The organism is Nitriliruptor sp., from assembly GCF_040882075.1.
Taxonomy (GTDB): Bacteria; Actinomycetota; Nitriliruptoria; order Nitriliruptorales; family Nitriliruptoraceae; genus Nitriliruptor.
Window position 1 is genome coordinate 1 of sequence record NZ_JBBEBZ010000155.1, and the last position, 16,069, is coordinate 16,069.

A 16,069-nucleotide genomic window follows, 5' to 3' on the forward strand; every position below is an offset into this window, starting at 1 on the left:
TCGGGCAGATGAAGGTCGAGCCGCTCGAGCTGCACCTCGCCTACGACATCCTCGACCTCACCGACCCCGCCCGTGGCGGCGACCTGCTCGACCGCGTCCGCGCGTTGCGCCAACAGATCGCCAACGACCTCGGCATCGTGATGCCCTACGTGCGGACCCGGGACGACGTCTCCCTCCCCCCGGCGACCTACCGCATCCTGCTCCACGGTGTCGAGGTCGGCCGTGGCACGGCGCCCCGCGACCGGGTCCTGGCGCTGCCCTCCGGCGAGGGCCACGAGCTGGCCGCGCTCGGCGCCGAAGAGACCGTCGAGCCGGTCTTCAACCTGCCAGCGTTCTGGGTCCCGATCGAGGCGCGCGGCGCGGCCGGCGCGGCCGGCGCGACCGTCGTCGACCGCTCCTCGGTGGTGGTGACCCACCTCGCCGAGGTGGTCCGGCAACACGCCGACGAGCTGCTGTCACGCCAGCAGGTGCAGATGCTGGTCGAGGGCCTGCGTTACGACGAGCCGCTGCTCGCCGGCGACATCGGCAGCGACCTCCTGCCGCTGCCGGTCTTCCACGCCGTCCTCCGCCGGCTGCTCGCGGACCGGGTCCCGATCCGCGACCTCGGTCGCATCGCCGACGCGGTCGGTAGCCGGGCCTCGGAGACGCGTTCGGTCGAGCACCTCGCGTCGGCGGCGCGCGTCGCGCTCGGGTCGTCCATCGTCTCGCGCATCGCCCCCGATGGCCGGCTCGCGGTCGTCACGATCGATCCGGCGCTCGAGGCCGCGCTCCACGAGTCGCTCCAGGAGGTCGACGGGGTGCTGCACCTCGTGGTCGACCCGGCACGGCTCCAGCGGCTCGGCGCGCAGATACAGCAGCACGTGGAACGGCACGTCGGCGACACCGCCCCGCTCGCCGTCGTCGCCGGCCAGGTGCTGCGGGCACCGCTGGCCCGCGCCATCGCCGGCCTCGGCCTCGAGGTGCCGACCCTGGCCTACCCCGAGCTGCCCAGCCACGTCCACATCGATGCCATCGGAGTGATCGACGATGCCCACGCCAACGCTTGACACCCGGCCCGACGGCGCGCTCGTCGTCGCGGCCGACACCGCCGAGGAAGCGCTCACCCACATCGGTGCGCGGCTCGGTGACGATGCCGAGATCCTCGACGCGCGCAAGGTCCAGCGTGGGGGCTGGAGGGGGTTCTTCGCCACCGAGGTGGTCGAGCTGACCGCACGGGCGCGCGGCGCAGAGCTGGCTGGGCGTACCGACGGAGACGGAACCACAGGCACCCACGGCTCCGCCGGGGAGGTGGCAGCGGGGGGTCCCGTCGGTCCGGGCGGGGTCGCCGCCGCGTTGACGGCGATGACCGAGCAGGCCGACGATCGTGAGCAGGACTTCCGCCGGGTGTTCGCCGCGCAGCTCGAGATGGAACCGACGCGTGAACAGCGGCTCCGGGACGTGCTCGCCGCTGCCGTCGCGACCGCACCGACACCGAAGGATCACGCGGTCGCCGCGTCGGATCCGGAGCCAGAGCAGGTCGCCGCGTCGGAGCCGGAGCCAGAGCAGGTCGCCGCGTCGGAGCCGGAGCCGATCGGCGCGTCGGATCCTGCGCCCGAGCCGAGGTCGGAGCGCGAACCGGAGCCCGAGCCCGAGCCGGAGCCCACGCCGACCGTCTCCCTGCCCGTCACCGCACGGGTCGCCGCGCTCGCGGAGCTGGCGCGCGCGACGCGGCCGAGCGGTGCGGTCAGCTACGGGCGCCGCCTCGTCGCCGACGGGGCCGCGTGGGACGTCGCGGAGCTGCGTCGACTGCGGCTGCCCGAGGCCGTGCTCGCCGCCTGCCGCGGACTGGACCCCGCCGACGACGCCGCGTGGGTCGCGGCGATCGCCGGGGCCGTCAGCACCTGGTGCCGACCGCTGCCGACGCAGGACGGTGTGCTCGTCGGGCCTCGCGCCCACCGGCTCGGCGCCGCGCTCGGCGTGACGGTGCGCGAGAACGGTGCGACCGCACCATCGATGGGGCCGCTCGCTCTGCGGGCGACGGACACCGACGCGCCGCGAGAGTGGGTCACCCGGTCCACCGGTGACCGGTGGCTCCACCTGGTCGTCGGGGGGAGAGGGTGGTACGGCTACCTGCTCCACGACGTCCTGGCCGTGTCGTGGGTGGGGGACGAAGCGCTCCCCGAGGCGCTCGCTGCAGCGGGCCGGCTGGGCCTGGTCCTCGGCTACGGCAGCGGCCGCTCCACGGGCAACGCGCCGGTCCGTGCCAACCCTCTCGACGTGGCGCTGAGCATCCGTTCGCTGCTGCCACGTACGACCGTGTGAGGAGGACGACGTGACCATCGGACCCCTGCGACGAACCATCGGTGTGGTCGGCTTGATCGCCCTCGCGCCCCTCGCCTGGTTGCTGGCGACCGGGGCGGTGAGCCCGGTCGATGCGGCGACGCGAGCTGTGCTCACGGTCGTGGCTCTCACCCTCATCGGGCGCATCGCCGGCATGGGGGTCGACCGGATGGCCGCCTCGCTCGAGCGCTCGGTCGTCCCTGCGGGACCCGTCACACATCGCTCACCCGACGCGACCCGCGGCACCGATGCGCCGGATGCCAGGTCCGGTGCGGCGGCAGCATCGACCACGGAGTCGGCCACCACGGGGTGACGGCCGGCCCGAGGGTGCCGCGCCGTCAGGGCGTGAAGATCCGGATCCGCGGCGGGCGAGCCCCGGCGTCGCTCTCCGGTGGCGGCGGCTGCCGGTGCGAGAGCAGGTCGACGATGGCGTGGGCGGACACCGCTGGCACGTCGCGTAGTGCTGCGGTGTCGTCGCCGTGGCGCAGCGTCAGGACGCTGGTCGCCGGGTCGAAGCTCGCCTCGAGCCCATCGAGGGGGAACTCCTCGGGCGCGGGCGAGCGGAACCACCCGGCGAGCGCGCGGCGGTCGGTGATGGCGACGAAACGACGGCGTCGGCCGTCCACCTCGTAGCCCGCCAGCGACGCGACGAGGGCCTCGCCGTCGGCGAGCAGCTGGTGGACGCGACGCGTCTCGAGCGAGGTGAGGGACACGGTGGCTCCTTCCGCCCCCTCCATCGGCAGCTCGAGGGCTGGCCTTGACCGTTGCGAGGGCGTGGGACACCCCACGGTAGCCGGCTCGTGACGTCGGCTCAGTGGTTCCGCAGCGCGTCGATCAGCTCGTCCTTGGTCATGTCCGAGCGCCCCTCGATGTCGAGCTCGCTGGCCCGCTCGCGGAGGTCGTCGACGGTCCAGTCCTCGTAGGAGCCGGCCTTCCCGCCGCGCTCGCCCGCCGTGCTGCGGTCGGTGTTGGCGATCCGCGCGGCCTTCTCCTTGGATTCGCCCTGCTCGCGGAGCGCCTCGTACTGCTCGTCGTCCTTGATCTGCGGTCCGTGATCCTCGGCCACCGGGTGTGCCTCCTCGTCGGGGAGCTGTGCTCCCGAGTCTGGGGCGGTCGACGGATGTGCGGAGCTCGCGACCCCCCGCCCGACGGCCGTGACCGGTCTCGCGGGGGTGGCGCCCGCGAGACCCGCACCGGCAGGGGCCGCCGAGGCCCTACCCCAGTACCGTGTCGGGGTGCCGAACCGAGGAGTCGAGGTGCCGGGCTACACGATGTCGAAGGACGACTACCGCAAGCGTCTGCGCCGGATCGAGGGCCAGGTCCGCGGCCTGCAGCGGATGATCGAGGAGGACGTCTACTGCATCGACGTGCTCCAGCAGATCGCCGCGGTGAACGGTGCGTTGCAGAACGTCGCTATCGGCCTGCTCGACGAACACGTCGGGCATTGCGTGGCCAACGCCGCCGCCGAGGGCGATGATGAACGCACGCGGGCGCTGGTCACCGAGGCCACACAGGCCATCGCGCGGCTCGTCAAGACCTGACCTCATCACGTTGCGACATATACTCCCTGTGGGTATATTCGGCTGGTCGCCTGGCCGACGAGGAGCGCCCCGATGAGCAGCACCGATACGCCCACGACCGAGCTGGACCTGGACGTCGACGGCATGACCTGCGGGTCGTGCTCCGCCCGGGTGCAGCGCGCGCTGGTCAAGCAGGACGGGGTCAGCGACGCCCAGGTGAACTTCGCCACCGGTCGAGTGCGGGTCACCACCGCAGGCGACGTCGATCTCGAGGGGCTCCGGGACGCGGTCGCGAAGGTCGGCTACGAGCTGCACCTCCCCTCGGCGCCGGTCGACGGACCGACCCCCACGGATGACGTCGAGCGACCGCGTCCGCACGAGCCTGCTTCCGGACCGACCGCGCAGGACCGAGCTGACCGGGCGGACCGCGCCGAGGCGGAGCACCGACGGCTCTGGGGCCGGCGCCTCGCGTTGGTCGCCGGGCCCGCGTCGTTCCTGCTCGCGCTGATGGTCGCCGACCTCGCCGGCAGCGACCTGATGATGCAGCGGTGGGTCGGCTGGACGGCGTTCGCCGTCGCGACACCCGTGCAGTTCTACGTCGGCTGGCCGTTCCTGTACGAGGCCGCCCGACGGGCGCGGCACCTCACCGCCAACATGGACACGCTCATCGCCATCGGCACCTCGACGGCGTACCTGTTCAGCGTGGTCGAGCTGCTGCGCGGCGGGCACGAACTCTACTTCGAGGCCCAGGTCGTCATCATCGCCTTCATCGTCCTCGGGCGGTACCTCGAAGCCCGGGCCAAGGGACGTGCGGGTCGCGCCATCCGGTCGCTGCTCGAACTCGGCGCGAAGGAGGCACGCCTCGTTGACGCCGACGGCACCGAACGGATGGTCCCGATCGAGCAGATCGTCGCCGGGGACACCCTGAAGGTGCGGCCGGGGGAGAAGGTCCCCGTGGACGGCGAGGTCGTCGACGGGACCTCCGCGGTCGATGAATCGATGCTGACCGGCGAGTCCGTCCCGGTCGACAAGAGCGTGGGCTCCACCGTCGCGGGCGCGACCATCAACACCTCGGGTGCGCTGACGCTGCGCGCGACGGCCGTCAGCGCCGACACGGCGCTCGCGCGGATCGTACGCATGGTCGAGGACGCGCAGGCCGGCAAGTCCGACGTCCAGCGGCTCGCGGATCGGGTGTCGGGCATCTTCGTGCCCGCCGTGCTCGCCATCGCGATCCTGACCTTCACCGGCTGGGCCGTCCTCGGTGGCGATGCCAGCAAGGCGATCTACGCGTCCGTCGCGGTCCTCATCATCGCCTGCCCCTGCGCGCTCGGCCTCGCCACCCCGATGGCCACGATGGTGGGTACCGGTCGCGGCGCACAGCTCGGCATCCTCATCCGGTCCATCGAGGTGCTCGAGCGCACCCGGTCGGTCGACACCATCATCCTCGACAAGACCGGCACGCTGACGCGCGGTGAGATGACCCTGACCGACGTCGTCGCCTCGGGGACCGACGAGGCGACCCTGCTCGGCCACGCGGGCGCCGTGGAAGCCGATTCCGAGCACCCCGTCGGTCAGGCGCTCGCGGCGGGTGCTCGCGAACGGCTCGGCGGGACGCTCCCGGACGTGCGCGGCTTCAGCGCCACCGCCGGCCAGGGCGTCACCGGTTCGGTCGGCGACGTCGAGGTCGTCGTCGGTCGCCGCACGATGATGGGCGGTCGCGGCCTCTCGCTCCCCGACGATCTCGAGGCTGCAGCCAGCGAGCTCGAGGGTCTCGGCCGCACGGCGGTCTTCGCCGGCTGGGACGGCGAGGTCCGCGGCGTGCTGGCCGTGGCCGACACCTTGAAGGACGGTGCGGCGGAGGCCGTCGCACGGCTGCACCGCCTCGGCCTCGACGTGGCGATGATCACCGGCGACAACCGACGCACCGCCGACGCGATCGCCGCACAGGTCGGCATCGACCACGTGCTCGCCGAGGTGCTCCCGGAGGACAAGCGCGACGAGGTCGCCCGCCTCCAGGCCGAGGGCAAGATCGTCGCGATGGTCGGGGACGGGGTCAACGACGCACCGGCGCTGGTCCAGTCCGACCTCGGCATCGCCATCGGGACCGGCACGGACGTCGCCATCGAGTCGAGCGACCTGACGCTCATGCGCGCGGATCTCGACGGCATCGCCACGGCGATCGCCCTGTCGCGACGCACCTACCGGATCATCGTGCAGAACCTGTTCTGGGCGTTCGCGTACAACAGCGCGGCCATCCCGTTGGCGGTGTCCGGCCTGCTCAACCCGATCGTGGCGGGCGCCGCGATGGCGTTCTCGTCGGTGTCGGTCGTGACCAACTCGTTGCGCCTGCGTCGCTTCAACGGGTGACGCCCGCGACGCAGCAGCGCCGCCAACGGGGCCTGTGGCTCACCCTGTTCGCGGTCGCGTTCGGGACGAACGTGCCGACGCCGCTGCTGTTGATCTACCGCGACCGGCTCGGGATGTCGGCGACGTTGCTGACGGTGATGTTCGCGGTCTACGCGGTCGGCCTCGTGCCCGCGTTGCTGGTCGCCGGTCCGCTGTCGGACCGACGGGGTCGACGGGCACTGGTCGTCCCGTTCGTGCTTGCGTCGGCGCTGGCGTCGGTCGTGCTGCTGTTCGCGTCGCGTTCGCTCGTGGCGCTGCTGATCGGCCGGCTGCTGCAAGGGGCGGTGTCCGGGGTGGTCTTCAGCGTCGGCAGCGCCTGGTTCGGTGAGTTGGTCGGCGAAGCGGGGGTCGCATCCCGTCGGGCGGCGACGGCGCTGAGCCTCGGCTTCGCGCTGGGTCCGCTCAGCTCCGGCCTCCTCGCGCAGTGGGCGCCGGCGCCGACGGTGCTGCCCTACCTGGTCCACCTGACGCTGCTGGCCCTCGCGGTCGCGGGGCTCCTGCGCGTGCCCGAGACCGTGCTGCGTCGCGTGGGCCGTGGACCGCTGGTGAACCTCGGGGTCCCGCTCGCGGCCCGACCGGCCTTCCTCACGTTCGTGCTGCCGGTCGCGCTGTGCGTCTTCACCTTCCCCTCCGTGGCGGTGACCATCCTGCCGCTCGGCCTGCGTTCCGCGATGCCGGGCAGCGACCTGGCGATCACCGGTGTCGTGGCGGGGCTGAGCCTCGGCGTGGGTGTCCTCGTGCAGCCGCTCGTCGCCCGCCTGGGCATCGTGCGTGCCGCGCCGCTCGGCGCCGCGTGCGGAGTTCTGGGCGTCGGGCTCGGCTTGCTGGCCACACGCGCGGGAGCCCCGGCGCTGCTGATCCCGGCCGCGGTGCTGCTCGGCGCCGCCTACGGGTTGACGTTGGCCTCCGGGCTCACCGCGACCCAGTGGCTGGCCGCGGTCGAGGGGCGCGGTGCCCTGATCGCGACGTTCTACGCCGTCACCTACCTCGGGTTCTCGGCCCCCGTGGTGCTGTCCGCGTCGTCGGCCGGGACCGACTTCGGTGGCGCGCTCGGCGGTCTCACCCTCGTCGCGACGCTCGTCACGCTGTGGCTCACGTTCGGTCCGGGTCGACGGCTCATCACCGAACGCGGCCCGATGCCCGTCCCCACCATCATCCACTGACTGCGACCGCGGGCCGCGAGCACCCGGCCCTCAGCGGAGCAGCCGTCCGCGGAGCTGGTCGCGGAGATCGGCGGCGTCGGCACCTGCCTCGGCCAGCAGGCCAGCGATGCCGCCGTGCTGCGTGTCCACCTCCGCCAGGAAGGTCGCCATCGTCGCCGCCGGCGCCTGCAACGCGAGCCGGTCCCGGTCCGCGCGGGCGGCGACCTCGGCGGGGAGACGGGCGAGCACGCGGTCCAGCAGCGCACCGACGGCCGGTCCCGTCCGGGCGTAGTCGGCGACGACCAGGTCACGGTCGACACCGAGCAGCTCGAGCGTCGAGGCGACCACGATGCCGGCGCGGTCCTTGCCCCAGGCGCAGTGCACGAGCACCCCGAGCGTCGCCTCACCCGCGATCGCCTGGAGCGCCCCGAGGAGCGATCCGACGCTGCCTCGGACGGTCGTCAGGTAGTGGCGGCCGAGCTGTTCGGCCGTCTCGAGCGGCGGAAGGTCCTCGGCGGCGAGCAGGTCACGGAACGGGTGCCTATGCACCTCGAGGCCGGCAGCGTCGAGCTCGGCGCAGGCCCGTGCGCTCTGGTCGCCGCGCAGGTCGAGCCGCGAGCGGACCCCGAGCGTGCGGAGCTGGTCCAGCTCGGCGGTCGAGAGACCGACCGGCTCGGCGGCGCGCAGGAGGCGGCCCGGGGCGATCACGTCACCATCGCGCGTCGGCGTCCCCCCGAGGTCGCGCAGGTTCAGGAGCCCGGGCTGGGTCCCGGTGGTGATGGTGGCGGGGTCGGTCGACGGTGGCACGGGCGGGTCCGGATGGGCCGGGAGCGTGGACCCGTCGACGCTACCGTCGCGGACCGACGACAGGAGACGGGCGTGGGCCAGGGTTCGTACGTGGAGGCCGAGTTCGAGCGCGACACCGACTACATCGAGCGCCGGATCGTGGCCGGGGTCAGCGAGGTCCCCGACGGGTCCGACCCGCGCGCCGACTGGCCGGTCGAGGCCGGTCGCTACCGGCTCGCGGTGGCCCGCGCGTGCCCCTGGGCGAACCGGGCCATCATCGTTCGCCGCCTGCTCGGCCTCGAGGACGCCATCTCGATGGCGGTCGCCGGTCCGACCCACGACGCCGACAGCTGGACCTTCGATCTCGATCCGGGTGAGGTCGACCCGGTGCTCGGTATCCCGCGGCTCAAGGACGTCTACGAGGCGGCCTTCCCCGGCTACCCGAAGGGCATCACGGTCCCGGCGATCGTCGACGTGCCGTCCGGGCAGGTCGTGACCAACGACTACCCGCAGCTCACCTTGGACCTGTCGACGCAGTGGCGTGACCACCACCGCGAGGGCGCCCCGGACCTCTACCCCGAACCCCTGCGCGACGAGATCGACGAGGTCATGCAGGTGGTGTACGAGGACGTGAACAACGGGGTGTACCGCTGCGGGTTCGCCGGCAAGCAGGAGAGCTACGAGCGCGCCTACCACCGGCTGTTCGATCGGCTCGACTGGCTCGAGGACCGGCTGACCGATCAGCGCTACCTCGTCGGGGACACGATCACAGAAGCGGACGTCCGGCTGTTCACCACGCTGGTGCGGTTCGATCCGGTCTACCACGGTCACTTCAAGTGCAACCGGAGCAAGCTGAACGAGATGCCGGCGCTCTGGGGCTACGCGCGGGACCTGTTCCAGACCCCCGGCTTCGGCGACACCATCGACTTCGCGCACATCAAGTCGCACTACTACGAGGTCCACCTCGACATCAACCCCACGGGCATCGTGCCGCTCGGCCCGGACCTGACGGAGTGGGCTTCCCCGCACGGCCGGGAAGCGCTCGGCGGCGAACCGTTCGGTGACGGCGTCCCGCCCGGTCCGCCGCCGGCCGACGAGGTCGTCCCGGCCGACCACAACCCGGCGCTGGCGATCCTCGAAGATCGCTGACCACCGACCACCGATCGACAGGGACGAACCGTGCGAGTCTTCGCGAGCGTCGAGGAACTGGCAGCCACCCCGGACGGTACCCCGCTCGGGGTCAGCAGCTGGGTGGCGATCGACCAGGCGACGATCGACACCTTCGCCGAGGCGACCGGTGACCACCAGTGGATCCACATCGATCCGGAACGGGCGGCATCGGGACCCTTCGGGGGGACGATCGCGCACGGGTTCCTGACCCTGTCGCTGCTCCCGCGCCTCGTCCAGGAGGTCTACCGCGTCGACGGGGTCGGGATGGCGGTCAACTACGGCCTCGACAAGGTGCGCTTCGTCGCGCCTGTCCCGGTCGGGTCCCGGGTGCGGGTGTCGAGCGAGCTCGCGCGCAGCACGCCAGCCGGCGGAGGCCTGCGGGTGTGGCTGCGATCGACCGTCGAGCTCGAGGGCAGCGACAAGCCCGCCTGCGTGGCGGAGACGATCGCCCAGCTGTTCGCCGCGTAGCGCGGGGCGGGGACGGCGGAGGTGTCAGCCGGTGGGGCGGATGACCTCTGCAGCCCTGTGTGGTGTTGCGTCGACGTCGTCGGTCACGACCAGGTCCTCGGGGAGGGTGATCTCGACGCAGGCGCCACGGTCGCTCGGGGCCAAGCGGACGCGTCCACCGTGGTTCTCGATGATCCGGCGCACGAGTCCGAGACCGACGCCGCTCCCGGCAGCCGAGGTGGTCCCGCGACGGAACAGTGTGAACACCGCCTCACGCTCGTCCTCGCTGACCCCCCGCCCGTCGTCGGCGAACCGGAGCACCCCACCGCCGGACGACGACGGGTCCCACGACACCTCGACGCGCAGGTCCTCGCGACCGCCGTGCTTGGCGGCGTTGCCGAGCAGGTTGTCCACGACCTGCTCGATGCGGAGCCGGTCGAGGCAGAGCACCGGGAGCGCATCGAGGACCCGGACGTCGAGGCCGGGGAAGCTCGCTACGAGGCGTCGGGCCACGCCCGAGACGACCTCGCCGAGGTCGACCGGCTCGGGCTCGCCGTCGTTGCGGCCGACGCGTGAGAGGGCGAGCAGCCCGTCGACCAACCGGTCGAGGTAGGCGGAGCCGTCACGCAGCCCCTCGAGCATCTGGTCGCGGTCGTCGTCCTCCGCGTCCGGCAGCAGCGCGGCGTAGGTGCTGATGGTGACGGCCGGGCTGCGCAGGTCGTGGGCGAGCCCGACCAGCATGGCCTGGAGGTCCCGACTGGCCTCCTCGACCTCCTCCCTGGCTCGGCCGTGGGCCACGAACAGTTCGGCTCGTTGGACGGCGAGCCGGAGCTGGAGGCCGAACCGCTCGAGGAGTTCGCGCTCGTCCTCGCCGAACAGCGGGGCGTACGGCGACCCTTGCACGGCCAGCCACCAGCCGTCCACCGCCAGGACCTGGACACCGGCGATCTCGGTCGCGCCGGACCGGAGCTGGTCGACGATCGCGGCTGCGGCCTCCTCGGGGAGGCGGCAGCAGGCAGCGACCGCGCCGCTCGGATCGAGGCAGGTCGCACCTCCGCCGAAGGTGTCGGCCAGGACGGGGACCACCGCCTCGGCGGCTTCGTGAGGGGTCAGCGCCGCGACCAGCGCGGTCTGCATCTCGTGCATGCGCTGGGCCGGGAGCTGGCGCCAGTAGAGGCGGAGGGGAGCCGGTGGGGCGTACCCGGCGGCGAACAACGTCGCGGCCACGATGGTGGCCAGCGCGATCAGGATCGGCAGCACCTCGTTGTCGTCTGGCACCAGTCCAGCGACGACGAGCGCCAGCGCCAGCACGAGCGCTCCCAGGGCCAGCAACCGCGTGCGGGCCCGCACCACGGGTTGGCCGCGGCCCGCGCGCCACAGGTGGACGGCGGCGGCCAGCGTGAGGGCCGCCCACAGGGCGAGGATGGCGCCGACGTAGGCGCTCTCGACGGGACCCCGTTCGGCTACCTCCCCGAGCGGTGGCACGACGAACGCCAGCAGCCCGAGCCCGAGGGTCAGCACGCCGGCGGCCTTCAGCCAGGTCGGGAGCCGGCCGGCGAACGACCACGCGAACGCGGCCAGCAACCACGGGAAGGAGACGATCGCGGCGATGGCGAGGTCGCTGACGAACTCGGGGGGTTCCCCGGCGATCAGTTCACTGATGCGGGCGTTGAGGACCGCGGCGGCGAGGACCCCGAACGCGCCAGCGACGTACGCGGCTGGCGCGGTCCGATGCCGACGCCACGCGGACAGCGCCGCCACGGCGAGCGTGATGAACAGCAGCGCCTGGGTCCACTGAAGGACCTCGAGGATGCTCACGCCTGCTCCGCTTCGTCTCCCCCGACGGTCCGGATCCTCGGGAGGTTACGGGACGGGAGGCTACGACCGCGTGTGGGCGGACAACCGACCGAACGGCCGAACGAGGGGCGACGACGGCGACTCAGCTGCGGAACGGCTCCCCTGCCTCAGCCTTGGCCGCGAGCGATGCCGGGGGGACGAAGCGGTCCCCGTACCGGTCGGCGAGCTCCTTGCAGCGGGCCACGAAGCCGGTCGTGCCGCCCTCGTACTGGTCGATGTACTGGACGACGCCGCCGGTCCACGCCGGGAACCCGATACCGAAGATCGACCCGATGTTGGCGTCCTGCGGGGTGATGAGCACACCTTCGTCGAAGCACTTGACGGTCTCGAGCGCCTCGGCGAACAGCATGCGCTCGACCATGTCCTCCTGCGGGATCGTCACCTCTTCGCGGCGGACGTGCTCGAGCAGGCCCGGCCACAGCTTCGTGCGCTTGCCGGCCTCGTCGTAGTCGTAGAAGCCCGCGCCGGCCGACTTCCCCTCGCGCTCGAACTCCTCGACCATCCGGTCGAGCACGTCCTGGGCGGGGTGGCGCTCGAAGGGGATGCCGTCGCGCTCGGCGGCTGCCTCGAACTCCGCCGCGATCTTCCGCGGCAGGGTCAGGGTCAGCTCGTCCATCAGCTGCAGCGGCGCCGCCGGGTACCCCGCCTTCTCGCCCGCCCGTTCGATCGAGACCGGGTGCACGCCCTCGGCGAGCATGGCCACGGCCTCGTTGAGGAACGTGCCGATGACCCGCGAGGTGAAGAACCCACGCGAGTCGTTGACCACGATCGGGGTCTTCTTGATCTGCTGGACCAGGTCGATCGCCTTGGCCAGCGCCGCGTCGGACGTCTGCCCGCCGCGGATGATCTCGACCAGCGGCATCTTGTCGACCGGCGAGAAGAAGTGCAGACCGATGAAGTCCTCGGGCCGCTCCACGCCTTTCGCGAGCTCGGTGATCGGCAGCGTCGAGGTGTTGGAGCCGAGGAGCGCATCGTCGGCGACGACCGGTTCGGTGTCACCGAAGACCTGGTGCTTGAGCTCGGTCGATTCGAACACCGCCTCGATGACGAGGTCGCAGCCGGCGAGGTCGTCGTAGGACGCCGTCGGGGTGATCCGGTCGAGCAGGGCCTGACCCTTCTCCTCGGTCACCTTGCCGCGCTCGATGCCTTTGGCCACGAGCTTCTCCGAGTAGCTCTTGCCCCTCTGCGCGTTCTCGACCGAGATGTCCTTGAGCACCACCTCGATACCGGATTTGGCGCACTGGTAGGCGATACCGGCCCCCATCATCCCGGCACCGAGGACGGCGACCTTGGTGGCCTGCCAGGTGTCGTACCCGTCGGGACGGGACTCACCCTTGTTGATCGCCTGCAGGTCGAAGAAGAACGCCTGGGTCATGTTCTTGGCCTGCGGCGAGTTGCAGACCAGGTCGACGAAGTAGCGCGTCTCGATCTCGAAGGCCCGGTCCACCGGGACGCCGGCACCCTCGACGGCGGCGCACATGATGTGGTGCGGCGCGTCGTAGTGGGCGCCCTTGCTCTGCTTCTTGAGGTTGGCCGGGATGGCCGGCGAGTTGGCCGCGAACGCCGGGTGCGACGGGCCTCCGCCGGGGATCTTGTAGCCCTTCACGTCCCAGGGCTGGTGTGACTCCGGGTTGTCGGCGATGAACGCCCGTGCCGCTGCCATCGCGGCGTCGAGGTCCCCGTGCGCCTCGTCGACGATGCCGACCTCGAGCGCCTTGGCCAGCTTCATCTGCTGGCCCTGCAGCAGCACGCCGAGGAGTGCCGGCACGATGCCGAGCATCCGGACGGTCCGCACGACGCCGCCCGCACCGGGGAGCAGGCCGAGGGTGACCTCGGGCGTGCCGAACACGGCCTTGGGGTTCTCGACCGCGATGCGGCGGTGGCAGGCGAGCGCGATCTCCAGTCCGCCGCCGAGCGCGGTGCCGTTCAGCACGGCGACGACCGGCTTACCGAGCGTCTCGAGGCCGCGGAGGGCGTCCTTGATGCGGGCGCTGTTGGCGGCGACGGCCTCGACGTCGTCCGGGCCGGCCTGGATCAGCTCGCGCAGGTCGCCGCCGGCGAAGAAGGTCGATTTCGCGGACGTGACGAGGACGCCCGTGAGGTCCTCCTCGCCGCGCAGCTGGGTGACGATCGACTCGAGGTCGTCGACGAACTGCGCCCGCATGGTGTTGACCGGCTGGGTCGGGTCGTCGAGCGTCAGGGTCACGACGCCGTCGGCGTCGCGGTCGTACGTGATGGTGTCGGTGCTCACAGCGTTGTCCTCACGTGTCATCGCGGAAGGGGGAGTTGCTCCCCCGTTCACACGCGTTCGACGATCGTGGCGATGCCCATGCCGCCGCCGATGCACAGCGTCACGAGGCCGGTGGTCAGGTCGCGGCGCTCGAGCTCGTCGACGACGGTCCCGAGCAGCATCGCGCCGGTCGCGCCGAGGGGGTGGCCCATGGCGATCGCGCCACCGTTGACGTTGGTGATGTCGTGGGAGACGCCGAGGTCGCGCATCAGCTTCAGGGCGACGGCCGCGAACGCCTCGTTGATCTCCACCAGGTCGATGTCACCCACGGACATGCCGGCCTTGCCGAGCGCCTTGAAGCAGGCGGGCGCCGGACCGGTCAGCATGATGGTCGGCTCGGAGCCGATGACCGCCGCCGACACGATGCGGGCGCGGGGGGTGAGGCCGCCCCGCTCGCCGGCCTCCTGCGATCCGAGCAGCACCAGCGAGGCGCCGTCCACGATCCCCGAGCTGTTGCCCGCGTGGTGGACGTGGTCGATCGTCTCGACCTCGGTGTACCGCTGGAGCGCCACGGCGTTGAAGCCGCCCATCTCGCCGATGCCGGCGAACGAGGGGTTCAGTGACCCGAGGGCCTCCATCGTCGCGTCCGGACGCACCGTCTCGTCGCGGTCGAGCACGACCCGGCCGGTGATGTCACGGACCGGGATGACGGAGCGCTCGAAGCGCCCGTCGGCCCACGCCTTGCCGGCCCGGATCTGCGATTCGAGCGCGAAGGCGTCGACGTCCTCGCGCGAGTACCCCTCACGGGTGGCGATGAGGTCGGCCGAGATGCCCTGGGGCACGAACGAGGTCGCGTAGTTGGTCTCGGGGTCCATGGCCCACGGGTCGCCTCCGGAGGCCATCGGCACGCGTGACATCGACTCGACGCCGCCAGCGAGGAGGAGGTCCTCCCAGCCGGAGCGGATGCGGGCCGATGCCTGGTTGACCGCCTCGAGCCCCGACCCGCAGTAGCGGTTGAGCTGGACGCCGGCGACCAGCTCGGGCAGCCCGGCGGCGATGGCGGCGGTGCGGGCGATCGAACCGCCCTGCTCGCCGTGGGGTTCGACGACACCGAGGACGACGTCGTCGATCTGCGCGGGGTCGAGCCCCTCGTTGCGCTCGCGGAGGGCGTCCATCAACCCGGTCACCAGCGACACCGGCTTGACCGTGTGGAGCGATCCCGTGCTCTTGCCCTTGCCGCGGGGCGTGCGGATGGCGTCGTAGACGTAGGCGTCCGTCACCGGAGGTCCTCTCTCAAGCGGTGGTCGCCGGGGGCGGGCTGCCTCCCACCGGCTCGGGCGCCCCGGATCCGAGGCGCCGCAACGTGACAGTGGGGATGTAACATCACCGCTGCCTCGAACCGCAACTGCGGCGCGCGGCGAGGGAGAGGTGGTGCGGTGAGCGCGACGGAACTGTTCGAGCAGGTCGAGGGTCTGCGGACCGTCGATGAGCTCGCGGCTGCGGCGGGTGTCACGGTCCGCACCGTCCGCTTCTACGCGACCAAGGGCCTGCTGCCACCGCCGCTGCTCCGGGGCCGCACCGGTCTCTACGGCCCGGACCACCTCGCTCGGCTCGTCCTCGTCCGGGATCTGCAGGCCAAGGGGTTCACGCTCCAGGCCATCGAGCGGTTCCTCGAGCGGATGCCGGCCGACGCGTCCCCGGCCGACGTGGCCGTCTACGGCGCGCTGCTGTCCCCGTGGGTGGCCGACCCACCGGAGGAGCTGACCCGGGCACAGCTCGCCGAGTTCGCTGGTCGGCCGCTGAGCGATGAGGACCTGGACGCGCTCGCGGCGACCGGCGTGGTCGAGGTCCTGGCGAGCGGACGGTGCCTCGCCCGTCCCGCTGATCTCGAGCTCGGGTTGCAACTGGTCGACCTCGCGGTCCCGCGCGAGATGTTGGAACGGTCCCGCGAGCTCATCGACGGGGCCACGACCGCGCTCGCCGAGGACCTCGCCGAGCTGCTCCGCGAACACCTCTTCCGGCCGTACGTGCACGGCGAGCTGCCACCGGATCAGCGCGCGGCCCTGTCGGAGGTCATCGCGCGCCTGCGGCCGCTGACGATCCAGGCCGTCGTCCAGGCCATGCAACGGGCCGTGGACCGCGCCGTCCGTGACCGGGTCGATCGCGCCTGACCCGCGCCGAGGCCACCCGAG

Annotated in this window: 15 protein-coding genes; 9 read left to right on the plus strand and 6 right to left on the minus strand. The window is 72.2% G+C overall.

Annotation, left to right across the window (positions count from 1 at the left end; all coding sequences use genetic code 11):
- The 3 genes from WEB03_RS09355 to WEB03_RS09365 all read left to right on the plus strand — a co-directional run.
- Positions 1-1,046, plus strand: a 1,046-nt coding sequence (locus WEB03_RS09355; protein ID WP_368070685.1) for an FHIPEP family type III secretion protein, incomplete at its 5' end; no start/stop codon positions are given.
- Positions 1,027-2,301 (plus strand): hypothetical protein, encoded by a 1,275-nt coding sequence (locus WEB03_RS09360; protein WP_368070686.1) that lies wholly within the window; start codon positions 1,027-1,029, stop codon positions 2,299-2,301. The genes WEB03_RS09355 and WEB03_RS09360, both read left to right, overlap by 20 nt.
- A gap of 10 nt (positions 2,302-2,311) precedes the next feature.
- Positions 2,312-2,632, plus strand: a complete 321-nt coding sequence (locus WEB03_RS09365) for a hypothetical protein (RefSeq protein WP_368070687.1) — start codon at positions 2,312-2,314, stop codon at positions 2,630-2,632.
- 25 nt (positions 2,633-2,657) lie between these two features.
- Here the strand turns inward: WEB03_RS09365 and WEB03_RS09370 are convergent, their stop codons facing one another.
- Positions 2,658-3,032 carry a hypothetical protein gene (locus WEB03_RS09370; RefSeq protein WP_368070688.1) on the minus strand — a complete coding sequence of 125 codons (375 nt, stop codon included), beginning with the start codon at positions 3,030-3,032 and terminating at the stop codon, positions 2,658-2,660.
- Positions 3,033-3,130: 98 nt separating this feature from the next.
- Positions 3,131-3,385 (minus strand): Rho termination factor N-terminal domain-containing protein, encoded by a 255-nt coding sequence (locus WEB03_RS09375; RefSeq protein WP_368070689.1) that lies wholly within the window; start codon positions 3,383-3,385, stop codon positions 3,131-3,133.
- A 205-nt stretch (positions 3,386-3,590) separates the two neighbouring features.
- Between WEB03_RS09375 and WEB03_RS09380 the strand changes: the two genes are divergently transcribed.
- The 3 genes from WEB03_RS09380 (at position 3,591) to WEB03_RS09390 (ending at position 7,408) form a co-directional block, all read left to right on the plus strand.
- The gene (locus WEB03_RS09380) at positions 3,591-3,860 is read left to right on the plus strand and encodes a metal-sensitive transcriptional regulator (RefSeq protein WP_368070699.1); all 270 of its coding nucleotides are present in this window, start codon (positions 3,591-3,593) and stop codon (positions 3,858-3,860) included.
- A gap of 72 nt (positions 3,861-3,932) precedes the next feature.
- The gene (locus tag WEB03_RS09385; protein ID WP_368070690.1) at positions 3,933-6,206 is read left to right on the plus strand and encodes a heavy metal translocating P-type ATPase; all 2,274 of its coding nucleotides are present in this window, start codon (positions 3,933-3,935) and stop codon (positions 6,204-6,206) included.
- Entirely contained in the window at positions 6,203-7,408 is a 1,206-nt protein-coding gene (locus WEB03_RS09390; RefSeq protein WP_368070691.1) for an MFS transporter, read from the plus strand. Before WEB03_RS09385 ends, WEB03_RS09390 begins: the two co-directional genes overlap by 4 nt.
- Before the next feature lie 30 nt (positions 7,409-7,438).
- Here WEB03_RS09390 and WEB03_RS09395 read toward each other — a convergent pair whose 3' ends face one another.
- A complete protein-coding gene (locus WEB03_RS09395; protein ID WP_368070692.1) occupies positions 7,439-8,194 on the minus strand; it encodes a tyrosine-protein phosphatase in 756 nt (251 codons plus the stop codon).
- Between the two features lie 72 nt (positions 8,195-8,266).
- On the opposite strand from WEB03_RS09395, the gene WEB03_RS09400 reads away from it, so the two are divergent.
- Positions 8,267-9,322 carry a glutathione S-transferase family protein gene (locus tag WEB03_RS09400; RefSeq protein WP_368070693.1) on the plus strand — a complete coding sequence of 352 codons (1,056 nt, stop codon included), beginning with the start codon at positions 8,267-8,269 and terminating at the stop codon, positions 9,320-9,322.
- Between the two features lie 30 nt (positions 9,323-9,352).
- A complete protein-coding gene (locus WEB03_RS09405; protein ID WP_368070694.1) occupies positions 9,353-9,811 on the plus strand; it encodes a MaoC family dehydratase in 459 nt (152 codons plus the stop codon).
- 24 nt (positions 9,812-9,835) lie between these two features.
- Here WEB03_RS09405 and WEB03_RS09410 read toward each other — a convergent pair whose 3' ends face one another.
- From WEB03_RS09410 to WEB03_RS09420, 3 genes are all read right to left on the minus strand, one after another.
- Complete coding sequence (locus tag WEB03_RS09410; RefSeq protein WP_368070695.1) at positions 9,836-11,608, minus strand: sensor histidine kinase; 1,773 nt, start codon at positions 11,606-11,608, stop codon at positions 9,836-9,838.
- A gap of 121 nt (positions 11,609-11,729) precedes the next feature.
- Entirely contained in the window at positions 11,730-13,919 is a 2,190-nt protein-coding gene (locus WEB03_RS09415; RefSeq protein ID WP_368070696.1) for a 3-hydroxyacyl-CoA dehydrogenase NAD-binding domain-containing protein, read from the minus strand.
- Between the two features lie 26 nt (positions 13,920-13,945).
- Complete coding sequence (locus WEB03_RS09420; protein ID WP_368070697.1) at positions 13,946-15,157, minus strand: acetyl-CoA C-acetyltransferase; 1,212 nt, start codon at positions 15,155-15,157, stop codon at positions 13,946-13,948.
- Between the two features lie 156 nt (positions 15,158-15,313).
- Between WEB03_RS09420 and WEB03_RS09425 the strand changes: the two genes are divergently transcribed.
- Positions 15,314-16,048, plus strand: coding sequence for a MerR family transcriptional regulator (locus WEB03_RS09425; RefSeq protein WP_368070698.1), 735 nt, complete (start codon positions 15,314-15,316; stop codon positions 16,046-16,048).
- Positions 16,049-16,069: the final 21 nt, after the last annotated feature.

Excerpts from the sequence above, each read along its gene's own strand:
- WEB03_RS09360 (WP_368070686.1), top strand. The coding sequence starts at position 1,027 with ATGCCCACGCCAACGCTTGACACCCGGCCCGACGGCGCGCTCGTCGTC.
- WEB03_RS09380 (WP_368070699.1), top strand. The coding sequence starts at position 3,591 with ATGTCGAAGGACGACTACCGCAAGCGTCTGCGCCGGATCGAGGGCCAG.
- WEB03_RS09385 (WP_368070690.1), top strand. The coding sequence starts at position 3,933 with ATGAGCAGCACCGATACGCCCACGACCGAGCTGGACCTGGACGTCGAC.
- WEB03_RS09415 (WP_368070696.1), bottom strand. The coding sequence starts at position 13,919 with ATGACACGTGAGGACAACGCTGTGAGCACCGACACCATCACGTACGAC.